We start from the raw sequence: 25,407 nt of genomic DNA on the forward strand, positions 1-25,407 counted from the left end.
GGGTTTCGTTCATATAAGAGATGCCTGCGGGACGTTGTCTGGTCCCCCGCAAGACGTCTTGATCATCCTGCGATGTCGCGTAGCGCGACTTCGCTCAGGATGCGTTGCAACACCTGCTCGATGGACAATTCCGTGGAATCCAGCTGAATGGCGTCGTGCGCTGGTTTGAGCGGCGCAACCGCTCGCTGGGTGTCACGCTCATCGCGGACACGTATCTCATCTAGCAGACTCGTAAGACTAACATCATCACCCTTGGCCTTCAACTGCAGGTAACGGCGACGCGCACGTTCTTCGGCGCTGGCGGTCAGAAAAATCTTCAGCGGTGCGTCGGGAAAAACCACGGTTCCCATGTCCCGGCCATCGGCCACCAGGCCCGGCGCCTCCTGAAATGCCCGCTGGCGCAGCAACAGGGCGTCGCGCACCGCTGGCAACGAAGCGACTTGCGAGGCACCGCTGCCGACCTGTTCGTTGCGGATCGCCAGGGTCACTTCGTCGCCTTCCAGAATAATGCGCTGGCCCTGACCGTTTTCACCGGCCACAAACTGCACATCCAGATGCGCCGCCAGCAACTTGAGCGCCTCTTCATTGGTCAGGTCGACCCCATGATTGCTGGCAGCGAACGCCAACAGACGGTACAGCGCGCCAGAGTCGAGCAAACACCAGCCCAATTGACTGGCCAGCAAACCTGCGATGGTGCCCTTGCCCGAACCGCTTGGTCCGTCGATGGTGATAACAGGTGCTTTGATTTTCACAATGATTCCTCTTGCGCAACAGGCATGCCGACTTGAGCGCACAGCGCCAGGAAATTAGGAAAGGATGTCGCAACGTTTGCACAGCCGCGAATCCGGATCGGTGCCGTCGCCCGCAAGGCGGCGACACTGAAAGCCATGGCGACGCGGTGGTCGCCATGGGCGTTGATGTCGCCGCCACCCGGCGCGCCACCTTCGATAATGATGCCATCGGCTGTAGGCTGGGCATTGATCCCCATCACCTGCAAGCCGTCAGCCATAAGCTGGATACGGTCCGAGTCCCTGCCCCGCAACACCTGCGCACCGCGCAACACCGTGCATCCGCGGGCACAGGCGGCAGCGACGAACAACACCGGAAACTCGTCGACAGCCAGCGGCACCAGCGCTTCAGGAATATTTATTCCGACCAGCGGTGCCGAGCGTACCCGCACGTCAGCCACTGGCTCGCCGCCCACTTGCCGGACGTTTTCAAGGCTGATATCAGCGCCCATCAGACGCAGGATATCAATCACGCCTGTACGGGTCGGATTGATGCCGACGTGCTCAAGCAACAGCTCGCAGTCTTTGGCAATGGAGGCGGCGACCATGAAGAACGCTGCCGAAGAAATATCGCCTGGCACTTCTATGCGCGCCGCCTGCAGTCGATGCCCCGGCTCGACAGTGACCTGTCCTTCGCTACGCTCCAGCGGATAACCGAAGCCCTGCAGCAAACGCTCGGTATGGTCGCGGGTCGCGGCCGGCTCGCTGACCGTGGTGCGGCCCTCGGCGTAAAGCCCCGCCAGCAACAGGCAGGATTTGACCTGAGCACTGGCCAGCGGTGACTCGCACACCTGCCCGACAAGGTGCTGCCCGCCACGAATGATCAGCGGCGCACAGCCTTCGGCGGCGGTTTCGATCACCGCGCCCATGGCCCGCAAAGGCTCGACCACCCGGCTCATCGAACGCCTGGACAAGGTCGCATTGCCGGTCAGGGTACTGTCAAAGCTTTGCGCTGCCAGCAAGCCTGCCAGCAAACGCATCGAGGTTCCGGAATTACCCAGATAAATCGGCCCCGGCGCCGATTTCAAACCCTGCAGGCCGACGCCATGAATGCTCACCCGGCCGTGGTGCGGACCTTCGATGACCACACCCAGGTCACGGAACGCCTGCAAGGTCGCCAGACCATCCTCACCCTCGACAAAGCCTTCGACCTCGGTCGTGCCCTCAGCCAGCGAACCGAAAATGATTGCCCGATGGGAAATCGATTTATCGCCCGGCACCCGCAAGCGACCACTGACCTGCCCGCCCGGGCTGGCCACAAAGACCTGGTCGACCTCAGCCTGGGGCTCGACGTACGCGCGCCGGGCGAGAATCTTGCCGAAATGCTCACGCGCCATGCGCGCCCGGGTAAACACCCCGAGCAACTGGTGACCGTCGCCGGCCTGAACCGCCTCACGCAGGTCATCCAGGTCACTGCGGTAGAGGTCCAGCGTGCGCAGCACCGCCTCGCGATTGGCCAGAAAAATGTCATGCCACATCACCGGATCACTGCCGGCAATGCGGGTGAAGTCACGGAAACCACCGGCCGCATAGCGGAAGATTTCCAGATTCTCGTTACGCTTGGCCAGCGAGTCGACCAGGTTGAACGCCAGCAAATGCGGCAGGTGGCTGGTCGCCGCCAGCACTTCGTCATGCCGCTCGACGCGCATGTGCTCGACATCGGCGCCCAGCGCAGCCCACAGTCGATGCACCACACTGACCGCCTCGGGGTCGGTGTCCGGCAGCGGCGTGAGAATCACTTTGTGACGGCGAAACAGGTCGGCATTGGACGCTTCCACGCCGCTCTGCTCGGAACCGGCAATCGGATGCCCCGGCACAAAACGCGCAGGCATGGCCCCGAAGGCTTGCTGCGCGGCCCGTACCACATTGCCTTTGGCGCTGCCGACATCGGTGAGAATGGCATTGCCCAGGTCAAGCGGCGCCAACCGGGCAAGGACTTTCTCCATGGCCAGGATCGGCACCGCCAGCTGGATCAAGTCAGCGCCGCAACAGGCACTGGCCAGATCCGCCTCGCAACGGTCGACCACCCCAAGCTCGACCGCCAGACGCCGTGACTGCGGGTCCAGGTCAACGCCGACCACTTCACGACACAGGCCGCTCTGCCGAATGCCCTTGGCAAAGGAGCCGCCGATCAGGCCGAGTCCGACCACCACCAGGCGACCGATCAACGGCCCGCTCGCTTGCACTGTCATGACCTCACAACACCGCTTTGGGGTACGAGCCCAGTACTTTGAGGGCCACCGCTTCCTGACGAATTGTCTCCAGCACCGCTTTGACCAGCGGGTCCTGGTGATGGCCAACGAAGTCGATGAAGAACACGTAGGTCCACTTGCCGCTGCGCGACGGGCGGGTTTCGATGCGGGTCAGGTCCAGGCCGTTCTCGTGGAACGGCACCAGCAGCTCGTGCAAGGCGCCGGGCTTGTTGCTCATCGACACAATGATCGAGGTCTTGTCGTCGCCGGTCGGCGGCACTTCCTGATTACCGATGATCAGAAAGCGCGTGGAGTTGTCCGGGCGATCTTCGATCTTTTCCGCCAGACGGGTCAGGCCGTACAGGCTGGCCGCCATATCGCCGGCGATGGCCGCCGAATTCCACTCGCTTTTCACCCGCTTGGCCGCTTCGGCGTTGCTGGCCACGGCCACACGCTCGACGTTCGGGTAATGCGCATCCAGCCACTTGCGGCACTGCGCCAGCGACTGGGCATGCGAGTAAATACGCGTGATGCTCTGGGTCTTGGTGCTCTCGCCCACCAGCAGGTGGTGGTGAATGCGCAGCTCGACTTCGCCGCAGATCACCATGTCGTGCTCAAGGAAGCTGTCGAGGGTGTGGTTGACCGCACCTTCGGTGGAGTTCTCCACCGGCACGACGCCAAAGTTCACCGCGCCGGCAACCACTTCACGGAACACTTCGTCGATGGCCGCCATGGGCTTGCTGACCACGGCATGACCAAAGTGCTTCATGGCGGCGGCCTGGGTAAACGTGCCTTCCGGCCCCAGGTAGGCGACATTCAGCGGCATCTCAAGGGCCAGGCACGACGACATGATCTCGCGGAACAAGCGGGCCATCTCTTCGTTGCTCAGCGGGCCACGATTACGCTCCATCACCCGCTTGAGCACCTGGGCTTCACGCTCGGGGCGATAGAACACCGGCACTTCGCCTTCGGCCAGAGAAGACATCTTGACCCGCGCCACTTCCTGGGCACAGCGAGCGCGCTCGCCGATCAGTTCCTGAATCTTCTCGTCGAGCGCATCGATACGCACCCGCAGCGCCTTGAGTTCCTGCTCGGACATCAGCCGTGTTCCTTCTCGAAGTCTTTCATGTAGGTCACCAGCGCATTGACCGCATCCAGGCCTACGGCATTGTAGATCGAGGCGCGCATGCCGCCGACCGAACGGTGGCCCTTGAGGTTGAGCAGGCCGTTGGCCTCGGCACCGACCAGGAACGGCTTGTCCAGGCGGTCATCGGCCAGGCGGAACGGCACGTTCATCCACGAGCGGTCAGCCTTGTTGATCGGGTTGTTGTACAGCGCGCTGGCATCGATATAGTCGTACAGCGTGCGCTGCTTGAGCTCGTTGACCCTGGCGATCGCCTCGACACCGCCCTGCTCCTTGAGCCACTCAAACACCAGGCCGGACAAGTACCAGGCCAGGGTCGGCGGGGTGTTGTACATCGAGCCGTTATCGGCGGCGACCTTGTAGTTGAGCATGGTCGGGCACAGGGCGCGGGCGCGGCCCAGCAGGTCTTCACGGATGATGACCACCACGATGCCGCTCGGGCCGATGTTTTTCTGGGCACCGGCGTAGATCATGCCGAAGCGGGAAATATCGACCGGGCGCGACAGGATGTCGGAAGACATGTCGGCGACCAGCGGTACGTCGCCGGTCTCCGGGATCCAGTTGAATTCCAGACCGCCGATGGTTTCGTTGGGCGCGTAGTGAACGTAGGCCGCGTTTTTCGACAGCGCCCACTCGTCCTGGCCTGGAATGGCGAAGTAGTCATAAGGCTTGGCGGTGGCGGCCACATTGACCTTGCCGTAGCGCGAGGCTTCTTCGATAGCCTTTTGCGACCAGATGCCGGTGTCGACGTAATCGGCCTCGCCGTTTTCCGGCAACAGGTTCAGGGCGATCTGGGCAAACTGCTGGCTGGCACCGCCCTGCAGGAACAGCACCTTGTAGTTGGAAGGGATATTGAGCAGGTCGCGAAAATCCTGCTCGGCCTTGTTGGCAATGGACACGAACTCATCGCTGCGATGGCTCATTTCCATGACCGACAGACCTTTGCCATGCCAGTCCAGGAGCTCGGCCTGGGCACGCAACAGCACAGCTTCCGGGAGCGCAGCAGGGCCTGCGCAGAAGTTAAAGACTCGCTTGCTCATATCCACTCTCGTCAAATGCGTTGGGTCTGTTCACGCTACGTTGCGCAGCCGAAACGTAGCAAGGGCCGGACAGGTATGTGCACGCACAAACGAGCCAGCCCTCAACTGATTTACTTCATCACTCAGCCTTGCGGCTCTTCGCCTTCTGCGCTGTCGGCTGGCAGATCATCGCCCGCTTCGTCGCCTGCTTCATCGATAGCCTCGTCAGCGTCAAGCGCCCGCTCGTCCAGCTCGGACTCTTCGTCCTCTTCGCTTTCCGAAGGCTCCTGAACCCGCTCGAGACCGACCAGTTTTTCGTCGCTGGCCAGCTTGATCAGGGTCACGCCCTGGGTATTACGGCCCAGACTGGAAACCTCGGCGACACGGGTGCGAACCAGTGTGCCCTGGTCGGAAATCAGCATGATTTCTTCGCCATCAAGTACCTGAACCGCGCCGACCAGACGGCCGTTACGTTCGTTGCTGACCATGGCGATAACGCCCTGCCCGCCACGTTTGTATTCAGGGAACTCGGAAATCGCCGTGCGCTTGCCATAACCACGCTCGGAAGCGGTGAGAATCTGGCTGCCTTCTTCCGGGATCAGCATCGAAATCAGCTTCTGCCCTTCTGGCAGACGCATGCCGCGAACGCCGCGAGCGGTACGGCCCATGGCACGAACGTCGGATTCCTTGAAGCGCGTGACCTTGCCGCCGTCAGAGAACAGCATGATTTCCTGCTCGCCATCGGTGATGGCTGCCGAAATCAGGATGTCGCCTTCGTCGAGCTCAAGGGCGATCAGGCCAACGCTACGCTGACGACTGAATGCCACCAGCGGGGTCTTTTTGACCGTACCGTTGGCGGTGGACATGAAGATGAACGGAGCCTTCTTCTTGTCTGCAGCCTTGATACGCGCCTTGCGCTCTTCTTCGGTTTCGCCACTGTTCTCGTCATCGATTTCGCCGTCGATGACTTCGCCTTCTTCCTCGTCAGCCCGCTTGCGCATGGCTTCCAGGTCGACCGGCAACATGGTGGTGATGTATTCGCCATCGCTCAACGGCAACAGGTTGACCAGCGGACGGCCACGGGCAGCGCGAGACGCTTCCGGAATCTCGTAGGTCTTGAGCCAGTACACCTTGCCTTTGCTGGAGAACATCAGCAGCGTGGTGTGGCTGTTGGCGACCAGCAGGTGCGAGATGTAATCCTCGTCCTTGATGCCGGTGGCCGATTTGCCCTTGCCACCGCGACGCTGGGCCTGGTAGGCGGTCAGCGGCTGGGTCTTGGCGTAGCCGCCGTGGGAAATGGTGACCACACGGTCTTCTTCGGTGATCAGGTCACCCAGCGTCAGGTCCAGGCGCGCCTCGAGAATCTCGGTGCGACGCACATCGCCGTATTCGGCGCGGATCAGCTCCAGCTCTTCACGAATGACTTCCATCAGTCGCTCGGCGCTGTTGAGGATGCGGATCAGCTCGCCGATCTGCTTGAGAATTTCCTGGTACTCGCCCAGCAGCTTCTCGTGTTCAAGACCGGTCAGGCGGTGCAGGCGCAACTCGAGGATGGCCTGGGCCTGCTCGGGCGACAGGTAATACTTGCCGTCACGCAGACCGTATTGCGGATCGAGGTTTTCCGGACGGCACGAGTCGGCACCGGCGCGCTCGACCATCTCGACCACGGCACTGGATTCCCAGGCGGTGCTGATCAGTCCTTCCTTGGCCTCGGCCGGCGATGGCGAGGCCTTGATCAGGGCGATGACCGGATCGATGTTGGACAGCGCAACGGCCTGGCCTTCAAGGATATGACCGCGCTCGCGCGCCTTGCGCAGTTCGAACACGGTACGGCGGGTCACGACTTCGCGGCGGTGACGCACGAAGGCTTCCAGCAGGTCCTTGAGGTTGAGGATGCGCGGACGGCCGTCGATCAGGGCAACGATGTTGATGCCGAACACGCTTTGCAGCTGGGTCTGGGCATAAAGATTGTTGAGGATGACCTCAGGCACTTCGCCACGGCGCAGCTCGATGACCACGCGCATGCCGTCCTTGTCGGACTCGTCGCGCAGCTCGGTGATGCCTTCGAGCTTCTTCTCTTTCACCAGCTCGGCGATCTTTTCGATCAGGCGGGCCTTGTTGAGCTGGTACGGCAGCTCGGTGATGACGATCTGCTGGCGACCACCGACCTTGTCGATGTCTTCGATCGTGGAGCGGGCGCGCATGTAGATGCGGCCGCGACCGGTGCGATAAGCCTCGATGATGCCGGCACGACCGTTGATCACGCCCGCCGTCGGAAAGTCGGGGCCGGGGATGAACTGCATCAGTTCATCGATCGACAGGTCGGGGTTGTCGATCAGCGCCAGGCAGCCGTCGATGACCTCGCCCAGGTTGTGCGGCGGAATGTTGGTCGCCATGCCCACGGCGATACCGCTGGAACCGTTGACCAGCAGGTTGGGAATCCGCGTCGGCATGACCGCCGGGATCAGCTCGGTGCCGTCGTAGTTGGGCACCCAGTCGACGGTTTCCTTGTGCAGGTCGGCCAGCAGCTCGTGAGCCAGCTTGGTCATGCGCACTTCGGTGTATCGCATCGCCGCGGCATTATCGCCGTCGACCGAACCGAAGTTGCCCTGACCGTCGACCAGCAGATAGCGCAGCGAGAACGGCTGGGCCATACGCACGATGGTGTCGTAGACAGCGGTGTCGCCATGCGGGTGGTACTTACCGATCACATCGCCGACCACACGGGCAGACTTCTTGTACGGCTTGTTCCAGTCGTTGCCCAGCTCGCTCATGGCATACAGCACACGCCGATGCACGGGCTTCAGGCCATCGCGCGCATCCGGCAGTGCGCGACCGACGATCACGCTCATGGCGTAGTCGAGGTAGGACTGTTTCAGCTCGTCTTCGATATTGACCGGGAGAATTTCTTTGGCCAGTTCACCCATGAGAAGCCTGATTCCTTTTTCTGGTGAAACCCCGCCACTCCATGCGGAATGGCCAAGGCTCGCCGCCACTGGCTAAGGCCAGACGGCGATTTACGACAAATCAACGGGTTACGCCATGGATCTGCGCAGTAGGAGGGACTGCGATTAGCGTCCCCGGAAACCGCCGGATGTTACCACAACCGCCGCTACGCTCCTATCCTTTGCAAGCGCCAGAAACGAGCCACCCAGGCGTAAATCGTCCGAGAAGCGCTCACAGGCCCGTATAGGGAACCCTGCGCAGAGAGAACGCCACTGATGACCAACCGCCAGCACTCAATGCAGATGCTTGCGACTCATCAGCTGCGCCAGCTTGGCGGTGTCGGGTCGCTCGACGATGCCTTTTTCGGTAACGATGGCGTCGATCAGGTCCGCCGGGGTCACATCGAACACCGGATTGAACACCTCGACATCGGCGCCTACACGCTGCCCGCCCAGCTCCAGCAACTCGCGGCCATCACGTTCTTCAAGAATGATGTCGTCACCGCTGGGCATGCTCATGTCGATGCTCGAACTCGGCGCCACGACCATGAAGCGCACGCCGTGGTGCATGGCCGCCACGGCCAGCTGGTAAGTGCCGATCTTGTTGGCCACATCGCCATTGGCGGTGATCCGGTCAGCACCGACGATCACCCAGGTGATGCCTTTGGTGCGCATAAGGTGCGCTGCCGCCCCGTCGGCATTGAGGGTGACCGGTACGCCGTCGTTGAGCAGTTCCCAGGCGGTCAGGCGCGAGCCTTGCAGCCAGGGACGGGTTTCATCGACGAACACCCGCTCGATCATGCCTTCCAGATAAGCGGCGCGGATGACACCCAGTGCCGTGCCGACACCACCGGTGGCCAATGCGCCGGCATTACAGTGGGTCAACACGGTTTGCAGGTTGCCCTGATGCTTGCGAATCAGTTCGGCGCCCAATTGCGCCATGGTCAGGTTGGCCTCACGGTCGCTCAGATGAATCGCCACCGCCTCGGCCTCCAGAGCCGCCAGCGGGTCTTCACCCTGTTTCAGACGTTGCAGGCGCTCACGCAGGCGATTCAGCGCCCAGTTCAGGTTGACCGCTGTAGGCCGTGCATCGGCCAACAGGGTGAAATCCGCCTCCAGCGCCGCCCGCCAGTCACCCCCGGCAGCGATCCGGGCGCGCGCCCCCAGCACCAGCCCGTAGGCGGCGCTGATACCAATGGCCTGGGCACCGCGCACCACCATGTTGCGGATCGCCTCCACCACAGCGGCTGTGCTGTGATAACCCAGCCAGACCTCTTCAAACGGCAATGCCCGCTGATCCAGCAGGTAAAGAGCGTCATCCCGCCAATCGATGGCCTGTACTTTCTCCGCAGCCAATAACCGATCGCGCATCGCCCACTCCGTTTTCACAATCCAGACCTGAATAAAAAAGCGGTCGATTATAGCGAGCCCACCTCAAGGGTGCTCGGGTATACTTCGCCATCACCCTTGACAGAGCGCGTGCCATCGGCGCCGGCGTTATCCTTGCAAGCGTTTTACACAATCTGAACGAACCCCGGAAGCCTTGTCATGCCAACACCCCATACGCCTTTCGATTTGCTGCTCCTGCCCGCCTGGCTGGTGCCGGTCGAACCTGCAGGCGTAGTGCTCAAGGAGCATGGCATTGGCATCCGCGATGGCTTGGTCGCCTGGATCGGACCGCGCGCCGAAGCCTTGCGCAGGCCCAGCGCCGAGGTGATCGAACTGCCCGGCATGCTGCTCGCCCCCGGCCTGATCAACGCCCACGGGCATGCCGCGATGACCCTGTTCCGCGGCCTGGCCGATGACCTGCCGCTGATGACCTGGCTGCAGGAACACATCTGGCCCGCCGAAGGCAAATGGGTCGATGAAGCCTTTGTACGCGACGGCACCGACCTGGCCATCGCCGAGCAGCTCAAGGGTGGCATCACCTGCTTCTCGGACATGTACTTTTATCCCAAGGTGGCCGCCGAACGGGTGCATAACAGCGGCATGCGCGCGCAAATCTGTGTTCCGGTGCTGGATTTCCCGGTCCCCGGCGCACGTACTGTCGACGAAGCCCTGCACGTCGGCATCGAGCTGTTCAACGACCTGGCGCACCATTCGCGCATCACGGTTGCCTTCGGCCCGCACGCCCCTTACACCGTCAGCGACGAAAACCTGGAGCGGGTGCGGGTCATCGCCGATGAGCTCGACGCCATGATCCACATGCATGTGCATGAAACCGCCTTCGAGGTCGAGCAATCCCTCGAACAGCGCCAGGAGCGCCCGCTGGCGCGCCTGCAACGCCTGGGCCTGCTCGGGCCGCGCCTGCAAACCGTGCACATGACCCAGATCAGCGATGAAGACCTGGCCCTGCTGGTAGAAAGCAACACCAGCGTGGTTCACTGCCCCGAGTCGAACCTGAAGCTGGCCAGCGGCTTTTGCCCGGTCGAACGCCTCTGGCAGGCCGGGGTCAATGTGGCCATCGGCACCGATGGCGCGGCCAGTAACAATGACCTCGACCTGCTGGGCGAAACCCGCACCGCCGCCTTGCTGGCCAAGGCCGTGGCCGGGTCTGCCACCGCGCTGGATGCCCACCGGGCATTGCGCATGGCTACGCTCAATGGAGCCAGGGCGCTGGGGATTCAGGCCCAGGCCGGCTCGCTGGAGATCGGCAAGGCTGCCGACATGGTCGCCTTCGACCTCAGCGGGCTGAACCAGCAGCCGGTCTATGACCCGGTATCGCAACTGATCTACACCTGCAGCCGCGACTGCGTGCGCCATGTGTGGGTGGCCGGCAAGCCATTGCTTGAAGATGGCCGCCTGACCCGCATGGACGAACAGGCCTTGCGCGACACCGCCATTGCCTGGGGCCGGCGCATTGCCGGCCAGACCGAATAATGCTGCACCGGCCCATTATCAGTGCCAGGCCTTTTGCCGGCCGCCGGATCACACCGAATCCAGAGTTAAAGAGGTACACCCCATGAGCAACGTCGACCGCGCAGAAATCGCCAAATTCGAGGCCCTTGCCCATCGCTGGTGGGACCGCGAAAGCGAATTCAAGCCCCTGCACGACATCAACCCGCTGCGGGTCAACTGGATTGACGAACGGGTCAGCCTGGCTGGCAAGAATGTCCTCGATGTCGGCTGTGGCGGCGGCATTCTCAGCGAGGCCATGGCCTTGCGCGGCGCCACCGTGACCGGCATCGACATGGGCGAAGCGCCACTGGCCGTCGCCCGCCTGCACCAGCTTGAGTCCGGCGTACAGGTCGAGTACCGGCAGATCACTGCCGAAGACATGGCCCTGGAAATGCCCGAGCAGTACGACGTGGTCACGTGTCTGGAAATGCTTGAACACGTGCCGGACCCTTCCTCGGTGATCGCGGCCTGCTACCGCATGGTCAAGCCGGGCGGCCAGGTGTTCTTCTCGACCATCAACCGCAACCCCAAGGCCTACCTGTTCGCCATCGTCGGCGCCGAGTACATCCTCAACCTGCTGCCACGCGGCACCCACGACTTCAAGAAATTCATCCGCCCTTCCGAGCTGGGTGCCTGGAGCCGCGCCACCGGCCTGCAGGTCAAGGACATCATCGGCCTGACCTACAACCCGCTGACCAAGCACTACAAGCTGTCCGGCGATGTCGATGTCAACTACATGATCCAGACCGTGAAGGAGGCTTGAGCATGCGCCTGCGAGCCATCCTGTTCGACATGGACGGCACCTTGCTGGACACCGCGCCGGACTTCATCGCCATCTGTCAGGCGATGCTGGCCGAGCGCGGCTTTCCAGCGGTGGACGACAAGCTGATCCGCGATGAGATCTCCGGTGGCGCCAAGGCCATGGTCGCCGCGACCTTCGCCCTGTCGCCCAATGCCCCGGAATTCGAAGCCCTGCGCCTGGAATTTCTGGAGCGTTACCAGGCCGATTGCGCGGTGCACACCCGGCTGTTCGATGGCATGGGCCAGTTGCTCGCCGACATCGAAAAGGCCGGCCTGATCTGGGGCGTGGTCACCAACAAGCCGGTGCGCTTTGCCGCGCCGATCATGGAGCAACTGGGCCTGGCCGAACGCTCGGCGCTGTTGATCTGCCCCGACCACGTCACCTACAGCAAGCCGCACCCGGAACCGTTGATCCTGGCGTGCAAGCAGCTCGACCTGGACCCTGGCAGTGTCTTGTTCGTTGGCGACGACCTGCGCGACATCGAGTCGGGCCGCGACGCCGGCACCCGCACCGCCGCGGTACGCTATGGCTACATTCATCCCAACGACAACCCCAGCCATTGGGGCGCCGACGTGGTGGTCGACCATCCGCTGGAGTTACGCAAGGTGCTCGATAACGCCCTGTGCAGCTGCTGAATCACCCGATCCGTCGTCATTTCCAGGGAGGTTACCGATGTTCGATTACACTGCCCGCCCCGACCTGCTCAAGGGCCGGGTCATCCTGGTCACCGGCGCAGGCCGCGGCATCGGTGCGGCGGCAGCCAGCACCTTTGCCGCCCACGGCGCTACGGTGCTGTTGCTGGGCAAGACCGAAGCCAACCTGAACCAGGTGCATGACCGCATCAAAGCCGCCGGTCACCCGCAACCGATGGTGATCCCCTTCGATCTGGAAACCGCCCAGGCCGACCAGTACGACCAACTCGCCTCGATGATCGAAAGCGAATTCGGTGCGCTCGATGGTCTGTTGCACAATGCCTCGATCATCGGCCCACGCACGCCGCTGGAGCAGTTATCGGGCGAGCAGTTCATGCGCGTGATGCACATCAACGTCAATGCCATGTACCTGCTCACCCATGCGTTGCTGCCGCAGCTCAAGCAATCGGTCGATGCCTCGGTGGTGTTCACCTCCAGCAGCGTGGGACGCAAGGGGCGCGCCTATTGGGGCGCCTATGGCATTTCGAAATTTGCCACCGAAGGCCTGATGCAGACCCTGGCCGACGAACTGGACGGCGTGACGGCGGTGCGCGCCAACAGCCTTAACCCTGGCGCCACGCGCACCGACATGCGCGCCCAGGCCTATCCGGCCGAAGACCCGCTGGCCAACCCGACACCGGCGCAGATCATGCCTGTCTATCTGTACTTGATGGGGCCTGACAGCACAGGCATCAATGGCCAGGCATTCAACGCTCAATGATGGAAAAAAGCGTCAGCGGTGACGGCACTCCGACACAATCTGACGCAGCAACCGGTTAAAACACTCACAGCGTCAAGCTAATGCCGTAGCACTGCTCTGAATCCTGCTTGCAAGCCGTTGATTTTGAATAACTCAGGGATGAATGAACCGAATGGCACGAGTTTCGCTCTAACCCAACCAGCCAGCAAGGAATGTGCTGAGGAGTGAAGACATGAATTCTCCCACCCGGATCGATTCAGTGGCCATCGACACAGATGTCGTGCAACGCCTGCATGCGCAACACCGCGCGCAGGACCGTTCGTCAGCCACTCGTCCGCCCATGGATCTGGCGCAACTGAGCCTGCTACTGGCTCAACAGCTGCAAACCAGCCTGGAGGCTGATCGCATCCTGAGCCTGTTTTTTCAGAGCCTTCAGCCTTACCTGGCGCTCGATGGCCTGCGCTACAGCCACAGCCTCAGTGACTTGCAGTTGCAACTGGGCGAGAAGACCCTTGAAGTGGCCAGCTACAGCCTCAGCCATGAAGGCGAGTCGCTCGGGCAACTGACACTGCACCGGCAACAGCCGCTCGACGCCTCGCAGCACAATGACCTCGAAAGCCTGCTGAGTTGCCTGCTGTACCCGTTGCGCAATGCCCTGCTCTATCGCATCGCTATTCAGAGTGCCATGCGTGACCCGCTGACCGAAACCGGCAACCGGATCGCCATGGAACAGACCCTGTCACGCGAAGCCGAAGCATCGCTGCGTCACAGACAGCCACTATCGCTGTTGATGCTGGACATCGATCATTTCAAGCGCATCAACGACAACCACGGCCACTTCAATGGCGACCATGTCCTCAAAATCGTCGCCCAGACCCTGAAGAGCCAGGTGCGCAATGTCGACCGGGTGTTTCGCTATGGCGGGGAAGAGTTTGTGATCATTCTGGCCAATACCGACCGTGACACCGCCGCATTGGTCGGGGAGCGTTTGCGCCAGGCGGTGCAGGACCTGGACTTCAGCAGCCTGGGCAACCTCAGGCCGAGTATCAGCCTGGGTTGCTCCACCTTGTTGCCGGCCGAATCTACCGACAGCCTGCTGCGCCGGGCCGACAGCGCCCTTTACGTGGCCAAGCGCGAAGGCCGCAACCGGATGATGATGGCCGGCTGAGGCCCTCTTCAATCACGCCGGCTGGGCCATCCGCTTACGTGACGATTTGCTGCGCTCCTGCCGCTCCGATTGCAGGCAGCGCTCCAGAAACAGGTACATGTAGTCGTAGCTGCGGGTGATCGCCTGGCGCAGTTCATACTGCTGGGCATCGCTGGCATGATGACCGACCAGCGTGCAGATGATTTCCAGGGCTTCCCAGGGATGCGCATCGTCATACTGGGCATGCATTTTCAACCACTTCATCGCCCGCTTGCGCGACTCGTCCGGGAACGCCTGGGCGTACACACCGGTCGAGCACACCAGCGCCGACCACTCACCGGTCGCACCCTCGATAGCGTAGTTGGTGGCGGCCATCGCCACCGCCAGGCTGTCACTGGCGCAACTCTGTGCGCACCAGTGGCTCAGGGCATGCAGTTCCGGTGGCACGTGCTGGGCCTTGAGATCATCCAGGCTGACATCGTGGGCCTGGCACCAGTTGACCCAATAGTCGGCATGATTGAGTTCGACACGAATGTTACGCATCAGCCAGCGCCGCGCCATATCTTCGCCCGGATGACGGGCAAAGCGGGTCTTGGTCAGGTTCTGCGCCATATAGACAGCAAACTGCTCGACCACCGGCCAGCCGCCGATCAGGTAGTTGCGCATAGTTGCAGGGCTCAGACGCCCGTCGCGCATGCGCTGGTAAAGCTCATGTTCCACCACGCGAGCCTTGGCAGCGCTACAGTCCTGTATCAACTGCTGTGCCCATGCGGGGTAACTGCTGGCTTCCATGAGCGGACCGGTTCTGACGAAAGTTTCGATCACTGTGTAACTCCTGTTAAAAATCCTTGCGTTGGATCTATGCCCGGTGAACGGAGGCATCCCGCCCCGGACCTGACTGCTGCGGTACTGGCTGCACGCCTAGCCGTACCGGTTTTTTATAAAGGCTCTCACACGTCAACAGCTCAGGGCGACCGATCAGGTAACCCTGCGCAAAGTCCACGCCCATCTCACGCAGGACACCTTCGATCAATGGCGTCTCGACATATTCGGCGATGGTGCGCTTACCCATGACATGACCGATATGATTGATCACCTCGACCATCGAACGGTTGACGGCGTTGTCGAGCATATCCTTGACGAAACTGCCGTCAATCTTGAGAAAGTCTACCGGCAGGTGCTTGAGGTAAGCGAACGAAGACATACCGGCACAAAAATCGTCCAGTGAAAACAGACAGCCCAATGCCTTGAGCTCGTTGATGAACGTGATGGCACGGCCCAGGTCGGCGATGGCAGTGGTTTCGGTGATTTCGAAACAGATCATGCCCGGCGCGACGCCATGGCTGTGAAACTGCTGTTTGAGATACGCCAGAAAGGCGGTATCGCCGATGCTGGCGCCCGACAGGTTGATCGCACACAACGCCGGCAATGCCTGGGCAGGCTCATGTTCGCGACTGTGCGCAATCAGCTTGAACACCGTACGCACCACCCATCGGTCCAGCGTAGTCATCAGGCCGAATCGCTCGGCGGCAGGGATGAACCGGTCCGGCACTACGATATTTCCCGACTCATCGCGCAGGCGCAGCAGAATCTCGATATGGCGCTGGTCGTGGTCCGTGCCTTGCGGGTCTATCGGGGCGATTTCCTGGGCATACAGGCAGAAGCGATCTTCTTCCAGCGCCATGCGCAGCCGCTGGATCCAGGCCATTTCTCCGGAGCGCAGCGACAGTTCCAGGTCGTCCGGGTGATAGACCTGCACCCGATTGCGGCCCCTTTCCTTGGCCATGTAACAGGCCAGATCTGCAGCGCGCAGGGCATCTTCCAGGCTCAGCCGGACGGCATCGATCAACACCACACCGACGCTGGCCGTGGTCATGAAGGTGCGGCCCTTCCAGACGAAATGCAGGTTTTCCACCATGCGCAGCAGGACTTCGGCGATCTCCTGCGCGGTGTCCGGCGAGCAGTCCTGCAGCAGAATGCCGAATTCATCACCGCCCAGCCGCGCCAGGGTGTCGCCCTCACGCAGGCCTTGAGGCAGCACCGTACACAGGTGACGCAACAACTGATCGCCAGCGGCATGCCCGTGGCCGTCATTGATCAGCTTGAACTGGTCCAGGTCGAGCAACAGCAGCGCATGACTGGCGCCTTCACGGCTCAGCAACTGCTCCAAGTGGTATTCGAACTCACTGCGGTTGACCAGCCCGGTCAACGGATCATGGGCCGCCTGCCACGACAGATTGGCGATGTACTGGCGTTCCTGGGTCAGGTCGTGCAGTACCAGTACCGCGCCACTGACCTGACCGTCGGTGTGAATCGGTGAACCCACCAGTGCCACCGGCACAGTGCTGCCGTCCAGGCGCTGGATCAGCTTGCAATGCACACTGCCGCTTTTGAGCTGGCCCTGCTGGATACGCTCGATCAGCACCGAGCTGTCCTGGCGGTCGCCCTCGTCCAACAGATGAAACAAGGCCGCCAACGGCATGCCGCTGGCCTGCGCACTTTGCCAGTGGGTGAGTTTTTCGGCTGCCGGATTCATGTAGACGATGCTGCCATCGACATCGGTGCTGATCACCCCGTCGCCGATGGACTCAAGCGTCACCTGCGCCCGCTCCTTCTCCAGCCGCAAGGCATCGGCGATGGCCCGGCGCAACGCCAGCAGCTTGTGGGTGCGTAACAACGCCAGCACGATCAGAGTCAGTGCGGTGATCAGGTTGACGCCCACCAGCAGCCCCAGCATCTGCCGGGAGCCGGCGCCCAGCGCCTCGCTGAAGGCCATGGCGGCCGGGCTGATTTGCGCATTCAGGTTGTCGATATGCTCAAGCCATGCGCCGACCTCGGCCGGCGTCGGCTCAGCCTGGGCGATACGCGCGTGCACGCTCTGCGCCAGGGCGTCGAGTTCGGCAAGGTAAGCGTCACCCAGCGTCCACCAGTGCAAGGCCTCCTGCATCGGCGCGAAACCGCGAAAGTAGCGGTACAGCCAGATGATTCCCGAGACATCCTGCGGGTGATTGCCGCCTTGCAGAATGCCGGCCCGCGCCGCTGCAAGGTCCGGCTCAGGCATATTGAGCGACTCGCGCAACATGCGGTCGCCCTGGGGAATGGCGATAGCCTGACGGTATCTGCGCCAGTCACGCTCGTCGCGACTTTGCACATAACGGTCAAGGTAATGAATGGCGTCCTTCTGGCCCTTGGACCAGAGACTTTCACCGCCGACATAACTGCGCACGGCCGACATCAGATACAGGCTGAAACAGCCCAGCAGCACCTGAAACAGCGCTATCGCCATAAAGGGCCAGACAATGCCCATGAAACGAGGCTTTGCGAGAGGTCGCGAGGGTTTCATGGATTCCGTTCACCGACTGCCAACTGATGGTCCTGACCTGAGACTAGGCCAAATCCGCTTGTGCAGCAGGCGGATTAACCGATTGAGCGCTCGCAAACAGTGAAACGGGTCTCAGACTTGCTGCAAATGCCCATAAAGCCTGGCATACAGACCGCCTTCGGCCATCAGTTGCTGATGATCGCCATCTTCGGCAATGCGCCCGCCATCGAACACCAATACCCGGTCGGCCTGTTTCACCGCCGACAGACGGTGCGCGATGATCAGCGTGGTACGCCCCTGCAGAAAACGCCCCAGCGCCTGATGCAGGTTGTACTCGGTGGCGGCGTCCAGCGCCGAGGTCGCCTCGTCGAGTATGACCACCTTGGGTTCGGCCAGTACCATGCGGGCAATCGCCAGGCGCTGGCGCTGGCCACCGGACAGACGCACACCGGAACGGCCCAGCACAGTGTCCAGCCCCTGCGGCATGCTGCGCACCGTGTCCTGCAATTGCGCAATATCCAGCGCCCGCCAGCACTCTTCGTCGCTGCACGTGCGGCCCATGGTCAGGTTGGCGCGAACACTGTCGTTGAACAACGCCGGATGCTGCAGCACCACCGCCACTTGCTCACGCAGGTACGCCAGGCCAATCTGCTGCTGGGTCGCACCGCCGAAGCGAATACTGCCGCTGTCGGGGGTGTACAAGCCGAGCAGCAGTTGCACCAGGGTACTCTTGCCACCGCCGCTGGCACCGACGATGGCAACCTTCTCGCCCGGCGTGATGGACAGGTTCAACTGGTCCAGCACCCGCTCCGGGCCATAGCCAAAACTCAGGCCGTGTACTTCGATGCCCACGGTGTCGTGACCCTTGAACGGATCGGCGCCGCCCGGGTAATGCGGCTCATCGGCGCGCGCCAGCAGTTCGTTGATGCGCGTCAGCGCGCCACCGGCGGCGTACCAGGCGTATTGCAGGTTCAGCAACTGCTCGACCGGGCTGATCATGAACCACAGGTAACTGAACACCGCCAGCATCTGGCCGATGGAGAGGTCTGAAAACAGCACGGTGAGCATCGCCGCCGCGCGAAAGATATCGATGCCGAACTGAAACAGCAGCGCACTGGCACGCCCCGAGGCGTCGCTTTTCCACTGCGAATTGACCGCGAAATCGCGCACCTCGCGAGCACGCAGCCCAAGGCGGCCCAGAAAGAAGTCCTGACGGTTGCTGGCGCGCACTTCCTGGATGGAATCCAGGGTTTCACTCAGCGTCTCGGTGAAACGCGCAGTGCTGTCGTTTTCAAGCTTCTTGAGGTGTTTGACCCGCTTGCCCAGACGCACCGTGGCCATGACCACCAATGGGTTGAACAACAGAATCAGCAGCGCCAGTTTCCAGTGCATCCAGACCAGAATGGCCGAGGTGCCCGCCAGGCTGAGCATGGCCACCAGAAAGCGGCTCAGGGTTTCACCGATAAATTTGTCCAGCGTGTCCAGGTCGGTGACCAGGTGCGTGGTCACCGTGCCGCTGCCCAGGCTTTCGTATTCACGCAGGGCAATGCGCTTGAGGCGCTCGATCAGGCGCAGACGGATGCGGTAGACGATGCCCTTGGACAAGCGGGCGAACAACCGCGCCTGCAAAACGTTGAACAGCAAGGCGCCCAGGCGCAGCAGCAAGGTCAGCAGCAACATCAGACCGATATAGCCAACCGCCTTCTGCAAGCCTTCAGGCAGCAGGCGGTCCATGACACGTAACGCGCTATTGCCATGGCCGAGCAGCACTTCATCGACCAACAAGGGCAACAACAATGGAATCGGCACACTGCACAGCGTGGCCATGACCGCCACGCCATTGGCGGCCCATAGCGCCTTCTTGTGTTGCAGCACCAGCCGGCGAATTTCAGCCCAGCTCAGACGATCGCGAGGGCCGGACAATTGAGTGGACGTTGCCGTGTCGCCAGGGGTTTCAGGCACAGGCCGCACGCTCCAGCCAGCGGCCCAGCAAAGACGCCAGCGCCTCCAGCGGTTGATAGCCATTGGTCAGCAAGGCCAGTTGGCCATTGCGCTCGGCCAGCAGGGTCGGAAAGCCGGCGATGCCCAGGCCTTGTACCCAGGCAAAATCAGCCTGGGTCGCCGTCAGGCTGGCAACATTGTCGAACGCCTCGGCAAACGCCTGGCGCGACAGCCCGGCTTGCCCGGCCAGTTCGACCAGTGCCGCGGGTTGAGTCACATCACGTCCCTGGGCATAGAACGCGCTCTGGATCAGGCCGGCCAATCGCCAGGCGGCCAGCGGGTCGAATTGCCGGGCCGTGACCAGCGCCCGACACGCAGGCGTGGTGTCGTAGACAAAGCCGTCGGGCAAGGCGCCGTCAAACGCGAACGGCTGGCCGGTGGCCTGCGCCACCGATTGCCAGTGGTCAAGGATATAGCGGCGTGTCGAGGCTTCCAGCGGCGCATCGTTGGAGCGCAGGCCACCCATTACCAAGTGCAGCGCCACACCGCTCTCTTGAGCCTGACGTACCAGGGCCTCGGCGACCGGGGCAAAACCCCAGCACCAGGAACACATCGGGTCCATGACATACACCAGGCGAGCGGACATGGCTCAGGCCTCCGGTTGCTGACGGTAGTTGAAACCGATCGGGTGCGGCTGATTGCGCGCCTTGGCCAGTTCGATCTGCTTTTGCCGGTCAATCGCACTGCGCCGGGTTTTCTCGCTCAGCGTGTTCCAGCAGTGCGGGCAACTGATGCCGGGCGTGTAGTGTTCGCTGGCACGATCTTCGACACTGACCGGCGTGCGGCAGGCATGACATTGATCGTAGTCGCCTTCGGAAAGGTCATGACGCACCGTGACGCGATTATCGAAAACGAAACAGTCGCCACGCCATTTGGTCTGCTCCTGCGGGACTTCCTCAAGGTATTTGAGAATCCCGCCCTTGAGGTGATAGACCTCTTCGAAGCCCTCACCGAGCATGTAGCTGGAGGCTTTTTCGCAACGGATGCCGCCGGTACAGAACATCGCGACTTTCTTGTGTACCGCAGGATCGAAGTGTTCCTTGATGTAGTCGGGAAACTCACGAAACGTGGTGGTCTTGGGATCGATCGCGCCCTCGAAGGTACCGATCGAGACCTCATAGTCGTTACGGGTGTCGATCAACAGCACTTCAGGGTCGTTGATCAGCGCATTCCAGTCCTTGGGCTCAACGTAGGTGCCGACCTTCTTGTTCGGGTCAACGCCGGGCACGCCCAGGGTCACGATCTCTTTCTTGAGCTTGACTTTGGTGCGATAGAACGGCTGCTCGTCGCACAACGACTCTTTGTGATCGATGTCGACCAGACGCGCATCGCTGCGCAGCCAGGCCAACAGGCCATCGATGCCTTCGCGCGTCGCGGAAACCGTACCGTTGATGCCTTCTTCGGCGATCAGCAACGTACCCTTGACGTCGTTGTCGACCATTGCCTTGAGCAGCGGCTCGCGCAGTTCGACGTAGTCTTGCAGGGTGACGAATTTGTACAGCGCAGCCACGACGATCGGCTGGGTCATCGATGTTTGAGTCATGAAAATCTCCAGGTGGTGACCCTCGCAAAGGGCCTACCGGATAAAACTGAAATTGAGCTGAAATTTAAAAACAGGCGACCAGAATCGGCGCGGCGCGGATTCTAGCAAAAACAGATACGCGACCGACAGTCGCACAGGGTGATCCAGATCAAGCGAACGCTTGCCCGGCGGGCATGAGCGGCCTTGACTGGCCGCTCATCGTCATTATTCAGTCATGACCGCCAGCGCAGGTCGGCGACGCCGGCGCAGCACCGGTGACCGCCCATTCCTCAGGCGTATACGTGTGCAACGCCAGGGCGTGAAACTCACTCATCAGTTCGCCCAGGACGCCATAGACCTTCTGATGCCGTTTGACGGCATTGAGACCCTGGAACTGCTCACTGACCAGCACCGCCTTGTAGTGGGTTTCAAGGCCACGGCTATGCATGTGGCTCTCATCCAGCACCTGCAGGTGCTGGGGTTGCAAGGCGGCCAGAGTCGATTCGATACGTTGTTGCATGCTCATGTCAGGTCTTCGCCAGTCAAGGAGTCTTGGTGGCCGGGGCCTGAGCCTTGGCAGGTTCAAGCTCGGCGCTCATGTCGGTGAGCAGTTTGTTGACCACCGGTACCGCACTTTGCGATTTGGTCTGGATCAGCATCACCGACTGCTGGGCCAGTTCAGGCATCTTGCTCAACACCTTTTTGCCCAGAGGCGACTGATAGAAATTCACCAGTTCCTTGAGTTCGGCTTCGGTGAAGTTGCTGGTGTAGATGCGCACCATGTCTGGCTTGAGCTTGTTCCAGCCGATGGCCTGGTCCAGAGCCGTATTGGCCTTGGCCTGGTAGGTTTCCAGCAAGGCTTTCTTGGAGGCCGGAGCCTTGGCTTCGGCAAAACGCTGAGCGAACAGCTGTTGGGCCTGGGCATACATCGGCGTGGCCAGCTTGTCGGCATTGGTCAGGTTGAGAAGCGTTTCGGCGCTGGCATTATGGCTGGCGGTATCGGCAAGTACCTGACCGCTGGCGCAGGCCAGAACCAGCACGGCGAATGTGGCACGAAAACGGGTCATCGGTTTTCCTTTTTCAGCAGACGAGGCTTGACCTCAAGGCCGGCCATTCTGCGCTCATGTTCGTACGCGGCTCAAGCCCCGGGCTTTTTCGCAAAAGTTCAATCCACGGGAACCGAAGCTGATATTGAGCAACTAAACTCTTGGCTCTCCTGGCAATCGGCCAAGAGAGGAAGATGGCCGTAACGCATATTGAAGGAGCAGCCCCTGTGAGCCGTACTGAAACCGACAGCCTTGGCCCGATCGAAGTCCCCGAGGACGCCTATTGGGGTGCGCAGACCCAGCGCTCGCTGATCAACTTCGCCATTGGCCGCCAGCGCATGCCGCTGCAGGTTGTCCACGCCCTGACCCTGATCAAGAAGGCCGCCGCGCGGGTCAACGACCGCAACGGCGACTTGCCCGCCGACATCGCCCGGCTGATCGAACAAGCGGCTGACGAGGTACTGGCAGGAGAGCACGACGAGCAGTTTCCGTTGGTGGTCTGGCAGACCGGCAGCGGCACCCAAAGCAATATGAACGTCAACGAAGTGATTGCCGGACGCGCCAACGAACTGGCCGGCAATGGCCGTGGCGGCAAGGCGCCGGTGCACCCCAACGATCACGTCAACCGCTCACAAAGCTCCAACGACTGCTTCCCTACCGCCATGCACATCGCGGCCGCTCAAGCCGTAAAAGAACAATTGCTGCCTGCGGTTGCCGAGTTGTCCAGCGGCCTGGCCGAACAGGCGGCCCGGCACAGCAAGCTGGTCAAGACCGGCCGCACGCACATGATGGACGCCACGCCGATCACCTTCGGGCAGGAGCTGTCTGGCTTTGTGGCGCAGCTCGATTATTCGCAAAAGGCTATTCGCGCCACCCTGCCCGCGGTCTTCGAACTGGCGCAAGGCGGCACGGCCGTGGGCACCGGGCTGAATGCGCCCAAAGGCTTTGCTGAAGCCGTAGCGGCAGAACTGGCCGCCTTGTCCGGGCTGCCGTTCGTCACCGCGCCAAACAAATTCGCCGCACTGGCAGGGCATGAGCCGCTGGCTGCGCTGTCGGGCGCGCTTAAAACCCTGGCCACCAGCTTGATGAAAATCGCCAATGACCTGCGTCTTCTGGGCTCCGGGCCACGCGGAGGCCTTGCTGAAGTGCGCCTGCCGGCCAACGAGCCGGGCAGCTCGATCATGCCCGGCAAGGTCAACCCGACCCAGTGCGAGGCCTTGTCGATGCTCGCCTGCCAGGTGATGGGCAACGATGTCACGATTGGCTTTGCGGCCAGCCAGGGACATTTGCAGCTCAATGTCTACAAACCGGTGATCATCCACAACCTGCTGGAGTCCATCGAGCTGCTGGCCGACGGGTGCCGTAACTTCAACGAGCACTGCATTGCCGGCATGGAGCCGGACGCGGAAAAAATGGCCGAGCACCTGGAGCGCGGCCTGATGCTGGTCACAGCCCTCAACCCGCATATCGGCTATGACAAGTCGGCACAGATCGCCAAGAAGGCCTACACCGAAGGCCTGACCCTGCGTCAGGCGGCGCTGGACCTTGGCTACCTCACCGAGGAAGAGTTCGACACCTGGGTACGCCCGGAAAAAATGCTCGAGGCCGGCAGCCATGGCTGATTCACGCAGTGGCGCCACGCCACTGGAAGGTAATGGCAAGCGTATCCTGGTGATCCACGGCACTCCCAAGGCCAGCAGCCTCTGCCATGCCCTGGGCGATGCCTATGCCCAGGGCGCGCGCAGCCAGGGGCATGTGGTGCGCGCCATCCGGCTTGGTTCGCTGGCATTCGACCCGGTGCTGCACAACGGTTACGAGCAAAGTCAGACCCTGGAGGCAGACCTGCTCGATGCCCAGCGGCAGATTCACTGGGCCGAGCATCTGGTGTTCGTCTACCCGGTCTGGTGGGGCGGTATTCCGACGCTGCTCAGCGGCTTCTTCGACCGGGCCTTCACTCCCGGATTCGCCTTCAAGGTGCATGGCCGCAAAGACCCGGCCAACGAACTGCTGCGCGGTCGCAGTGCCGAACTACTGGTGACGCTGGACACCCCGCCACGCTATTTCCGCTGGGTGTATGGCGCACCGGCCCACCGGCAAATGGTGCGTACGATTCTGGGCTTTTGCGGGATCAAGACCACACGCCTGACAGAGTTCGCACCTGTTCACACCGCCAACGAAGCCCAGCGCCAGGAATGGGTGCGCAAGGCTGAACAATTGGGACAAAAGTAACTCACCCCACACGCTGATGCCGCGCTCGCCAGGCGGCAACCAGCGACGGCCCCAACGCCGTCAGCGCAGAACCTGCAACCACCAGCACCGCACCGCCATAACCGAGCAGGTTGAGCTGCTCGGCCTGCACATCAGCCGGCCACAGCCAGGCAGCGATGGCCACCGTCACCAGAGTGACCAGCGGCGTCAGGGCCAGGGTTGCACTGACCTTCGAGGCCTCCCAGTGCGCCAGCGCTTCGGCAAAGGCGCCATAGGCAACCAGGGTATTGAGGCAACAGGCCAACAACAGAAAGCCCTGCAGCGGACTCAACTGCAGGGCCTCAAGCGGATGTGCCCATGGCGTGATCAGCAACGCGCAGAACAGATAAATCACCATCATCACCTGACGCGAATCCCACACCGTCAGCAATTGCTTCTGACTCAAGCCATAGAAGGTCCACACCAGCGAAGCCAGGAGCACGAGCAGCACGCCTGTGGTGTATTCACCAAACGAGGTGAACAACTCCACCAGTCGTTCGTTGAAAAACAGTCCAAAGCCCAGCAGCATCACCGCCAGGCCAATGCCTTGCCCCAGGCTGAAGCGCTCTTTGAAGACAAAAATGCTGCCGATCAACAACATGATCGGCCCGGTCTGAATCAGCAATTGCGTCGTTCCGGGACTGAGTACCCGCAGACCGATCAGGTACAACACATAGTTGCCCACCAGCCCCAGCACTGCCATGACCACCAGCCCTTTGCCCCGGGTCCCCAATGGCTTGAAGCTCGGCAACTTGCCCATGGTTTTAAGCCAGATAAACAGCAGTGCGCCGGACACCAGCAAGCGATACCAGGTCACTGTGACCGGGTCCATGACCTGCAAAACCTGCTTGAGCTTGACCGGCAGGATTCCCCACAGCAATGCAGTCAGCAGCGCCAGGCTCAAACCCAACAGCCAGCGGCCGGAAGAAATATGCATCGGGG

At 61.7% G+C, this 25,407-nt stretch carries 21 protein-coding genes; 7 read left to right on the forward strand and 14 right to left on the reverse strand.

Translation table 11 applies throughout. The annotated features are described in order from the left end of the window. Positions 1-62: 62 nt before the first annotated feature. From cmk to mtnA, 6 genes are all read right to left on the reverse strand, one after another. A complete protein-coding gene (gene cmk, locus ACYAS9_RS04610; protein WP_463567135.1) occupies positions 63-752 on the reverse strand; it encodes a (d)CMP kinase in 690 nt (229 codons plus the stop codon). Next, the gene (locus ACYAS9_RS04615) at positions 749-2,956 is read right to left on the reverse strand and encodes a bifunctional prephenate dehydrogenase/3-phosphoshikimate 1-carboxyvinyltransferase (RefSeq protein WP_463567235.1); all 2,208 of its coding nucleotides are present in this window, start codon (positions 2,954-2,956) and stop codon (positions 749-751) included. Before ACYAS9_RS04615 ends, cmk begins: the two co-directional genes overlap by 4 nt. Before the next feature lie 28 nt (positions 2,957-2,984). Continuing rightward, positions 2,985-4,079: a prephenate dehydratase gene (pheA, locus tag ACYAS9_RS04620; protein ID WP_463567136.1), complete on the reverse strand. Its 1,095-nt coding sequence runs from the start codon at positions 4,077-4,079 to the stop codon at positions 2,985-2,987. Then, positions 4,079-5,164, reverse strand: coding sequence for a 3-phosphoserine/phosphohydroxythreonine transaminase (gene serC, locus ACYAS9_RS04625; RefSeq protein WP_463567137.1), 1,086 nt, complete (start codon positions 5,162-5,164; stop codon positions 4,079-4,081). The genes pheA and serC overlap by 1 nt, the downstream gene beginning before the upstream one ends. Before the next feature lie 122 nt (positions 5,165-5,286). After that, a complete protein-coding gene (gene gyrA, locus ACYAS9_RS04630) occupies positions 5,287-8,070 on the reverse strand; it encodes a DNA gyrase subunit A (protein ID WP_463567138.1) in 2,784 nt (927 codons plus the stop codon). Between the two features lie 312 nt (positions 8,071-8,382). After that, entirely contained in the window at positions 8,383-9,459 is a 1,077-nt protein-coding gene (mtnA, locus tag ACYAS9_RS04635) for an S-methyl-5-thioribose-1-phosphate isomerase (RefSeq protein WP_463567139.1), read from the reverse strand. A 177-nt stretch (positions 9,460-9,636) separates the two neighbouring features. On the opposite strand from mtnA, the gene ACYAS9_RS04640 reads away from it, so the two are divergent. The 5 genes from ACYAS9_RS04640 (at position 9,637) to ACYAS9_RS04660 (ending at position 14,348) form a co-directional block, all read left to right on the forward strand. Further along, complete coding sequence (locus ACYAS9_RS04640) at positions 9,637-10,968, forward strand: TRZ/ATZ family hydrolase (RefSeq protein ID WP_463567140.1); 1,332 nt, start codon at positions 9,637-9,639, stop codon at positions 10,966-10,968. A gap of 82 nt (positions 10,969-11,050) precedes the next feature. Then, a complete protein-coding gene (ubiG, locus tag ACYAS9_RS04645; RefSeq protein WP_463567141.1) occupies positions 11,051-11,749 on the forward strand; it encodes a bifunctional 2-polyprenyl-6-hydroxyphenol methylase/3-demethylubiquinol 3-O-methyltransferase UbiG in 699 nt (232 codons plus the stop codon). A 2-nt stretch (positions 11,750-11,751) separates the two neighbouring features. Further along, a complete protein-coding gene (gene mupP, locus ACYAS9_RS04650) occupies positions 11,752-12,423 on the forward strand; it encodes an N-acetylmuramic acid 6-phosphate phosphatase MupP (protein WP_463567142.1) in 672 nt (223 codons plus the stop codon). A 37-nt stretch (positions 12,424-12,460) separates the two neighbouring features. Further along, complete coding sequence (locus tag ACYAS9_RS04655; RefSeq protein ID WP_463567143.1) at positions 12,461-13,201, forward strand: YciK family oxidoreductase; 741 nt, start codon at positions 12,461-12,463, stop codon at positions 13,199-13,201. A gap of 211 nt (positions 13,202-13,412) precedes the next feature. Further along, on the forward strand, positions 13,413-14,348 hold the full coding sequence (locus tag ACYAS9_RS04660) for a GGDEF domain-containing protein (protein ID WP_463567144.1): 936 nt from the start codon (positions 13,413-13,415) through the stop codon (positions 14,346-14,348). A gap of 12 nt (positions 14,349-14,360) precedes the next feature. On the opposite strand, the gene ACYAS9_RS04665 is transcribed toward ACYAS9_RS04660, so the two are convergent. The 7 genes from ACYAS9_RS04665 to ACYAS9_RS04695 form a co-directional block, all read right to left on the reverse strand. Next, the gene (locus tag ACYAS9_RS04665) at positions 14,361-15,152 is read right to left on the reverse strand and encodes a TenA family transcriptional regulator (RefSeq protein ID WP_463567145.1); all 792 of its coding nucleotides are present in this window, start codon (positions 15,150-15,152) and stop codon (positions 14,361-14,363) included. A gap of 34 nt (positions 15,153-15,186) precedes the next feature. Next, positions 15,187-17,670 carry an EAL domain-containing protein gene (locus ACYAS9_RS04670; RefSeq protein WP_463567146.1) on the reverse strand — a complete coding sequence of 828 codons (2,484 nt, stop codon included), beginning with the start codon at positions 17,668-17,670 and terminating at the stop codon, positions 15,187-15,189. A 111-nt stretch (positions 17,671-17,781) separates the two neighbouring features. Continuing rightward, entirely contained in the window at positions 17,782-19,572 is a 1,791-nt protein-coding gene (locus tag ACYAS9_RS04675) for an ABC transporter ATP-binding protein (protein ID WP_463567236.1), read from the reverse strand. A 31-nt stretch (positions 19,573-19,603) separates the two neighbouring features. Continuing rightward, a complete protein-coding gene (locus tag ACYAS9_RS04680) occupies positions 19,604-20,236 on the reverse strand; it encodes a DsbA family protein (protein ID WP_463567147.1) in 633 nt (210 codons plus the stop codon). 3 nt (positions 20,237-20,239) lie between these two features. Then, positions 20,240-21,178, reverse strand: coding sequence for an oxygen-dependent tRNA uridine(34) hydroxylase TrhO (gene trhO / locus ACYAS9_RS04685; protein ID WP_463567237.1), 939 nt, complete (start codon positions 21,176-21,178; stop codon positions 20,240-20,242). A 223-nt stretch (positions 21,179-21,401) separates the two neighbouring features. Beyond that, entirely contained in the window at positions 21,402-21,698 is a 297-nt protein-coding gene (locus ACYAS9_RS04690; protein WP_463567148.1) for a BolA family protein, read from the reverse strand. A 16-nt stretch (positions 21,699-21,714) separates the two neighbouring features. Next, positions 21,715-22,239: a DUF2059 domain-containing protein gene (locus tag ACYAS9_RS04695; protein ID WP_463567149.1), complete on the reverse strand. Its 525-nt coding sequence runs from the start codon at positions 22,237-22,239 to the stop codon at positions 21,715-21,717. Between the two features lie 206 nt (positions 22,240-22,445). Here ACYAS9_RS04695 and ACYAS9_RS04700 point away from each other — a divergent pair, with 206 nt between their 5' ends. Continuing rightward, positions 22,446-23,840 carry a class II fumarate hydratase gene (locus ACYAS9_RS04700; protein ID WP_463567150.1) on the forward strand — a complete coding sequence of 465 codons (1,395 nt, stop codon included), beginning with the start codon at positions 22,446-22,448 and terminating at the stop codon, positions 23,838-23,840. Then, positions 23,833-24,447, forward strand: a complete 615-nt coding sequence (locus ACYAS9_RS04705) for an NAD(P)H-dependent oxidoreductase (RefSeq protein ID WP_463567151.1) — start codon at positions 23,833-23,835, stop codon at positions 24,445-24,447. The genes ACYAS9_RS04700 and ACYAS9_RS04705 overlap by 8 nt, the downstream gene beginning before the upstream one ends. A gap of 1 nt (position 24,448) precedes the next feature. Here ACYAS9_RS04705 and ACYAS9_RS04710 read toward each other — a convergent pair whose 3' ends face one another. Beyond that, positions 24,449-25,402: a DMT family transporter gene (locus ACYAS9_RS04710; protein WP_463567152.1), complete on the reverse strand. Its 954-nt coding sequence runs from the start codon at positions 25,400-25,402 to the stop codon at positions 24,449-24,451. Positions 25,403-25,407: the final 5 nt, after the last annotated feature.

This window comes from Pseudomonas sp. HP_08 (assembly GCF_055284095.1).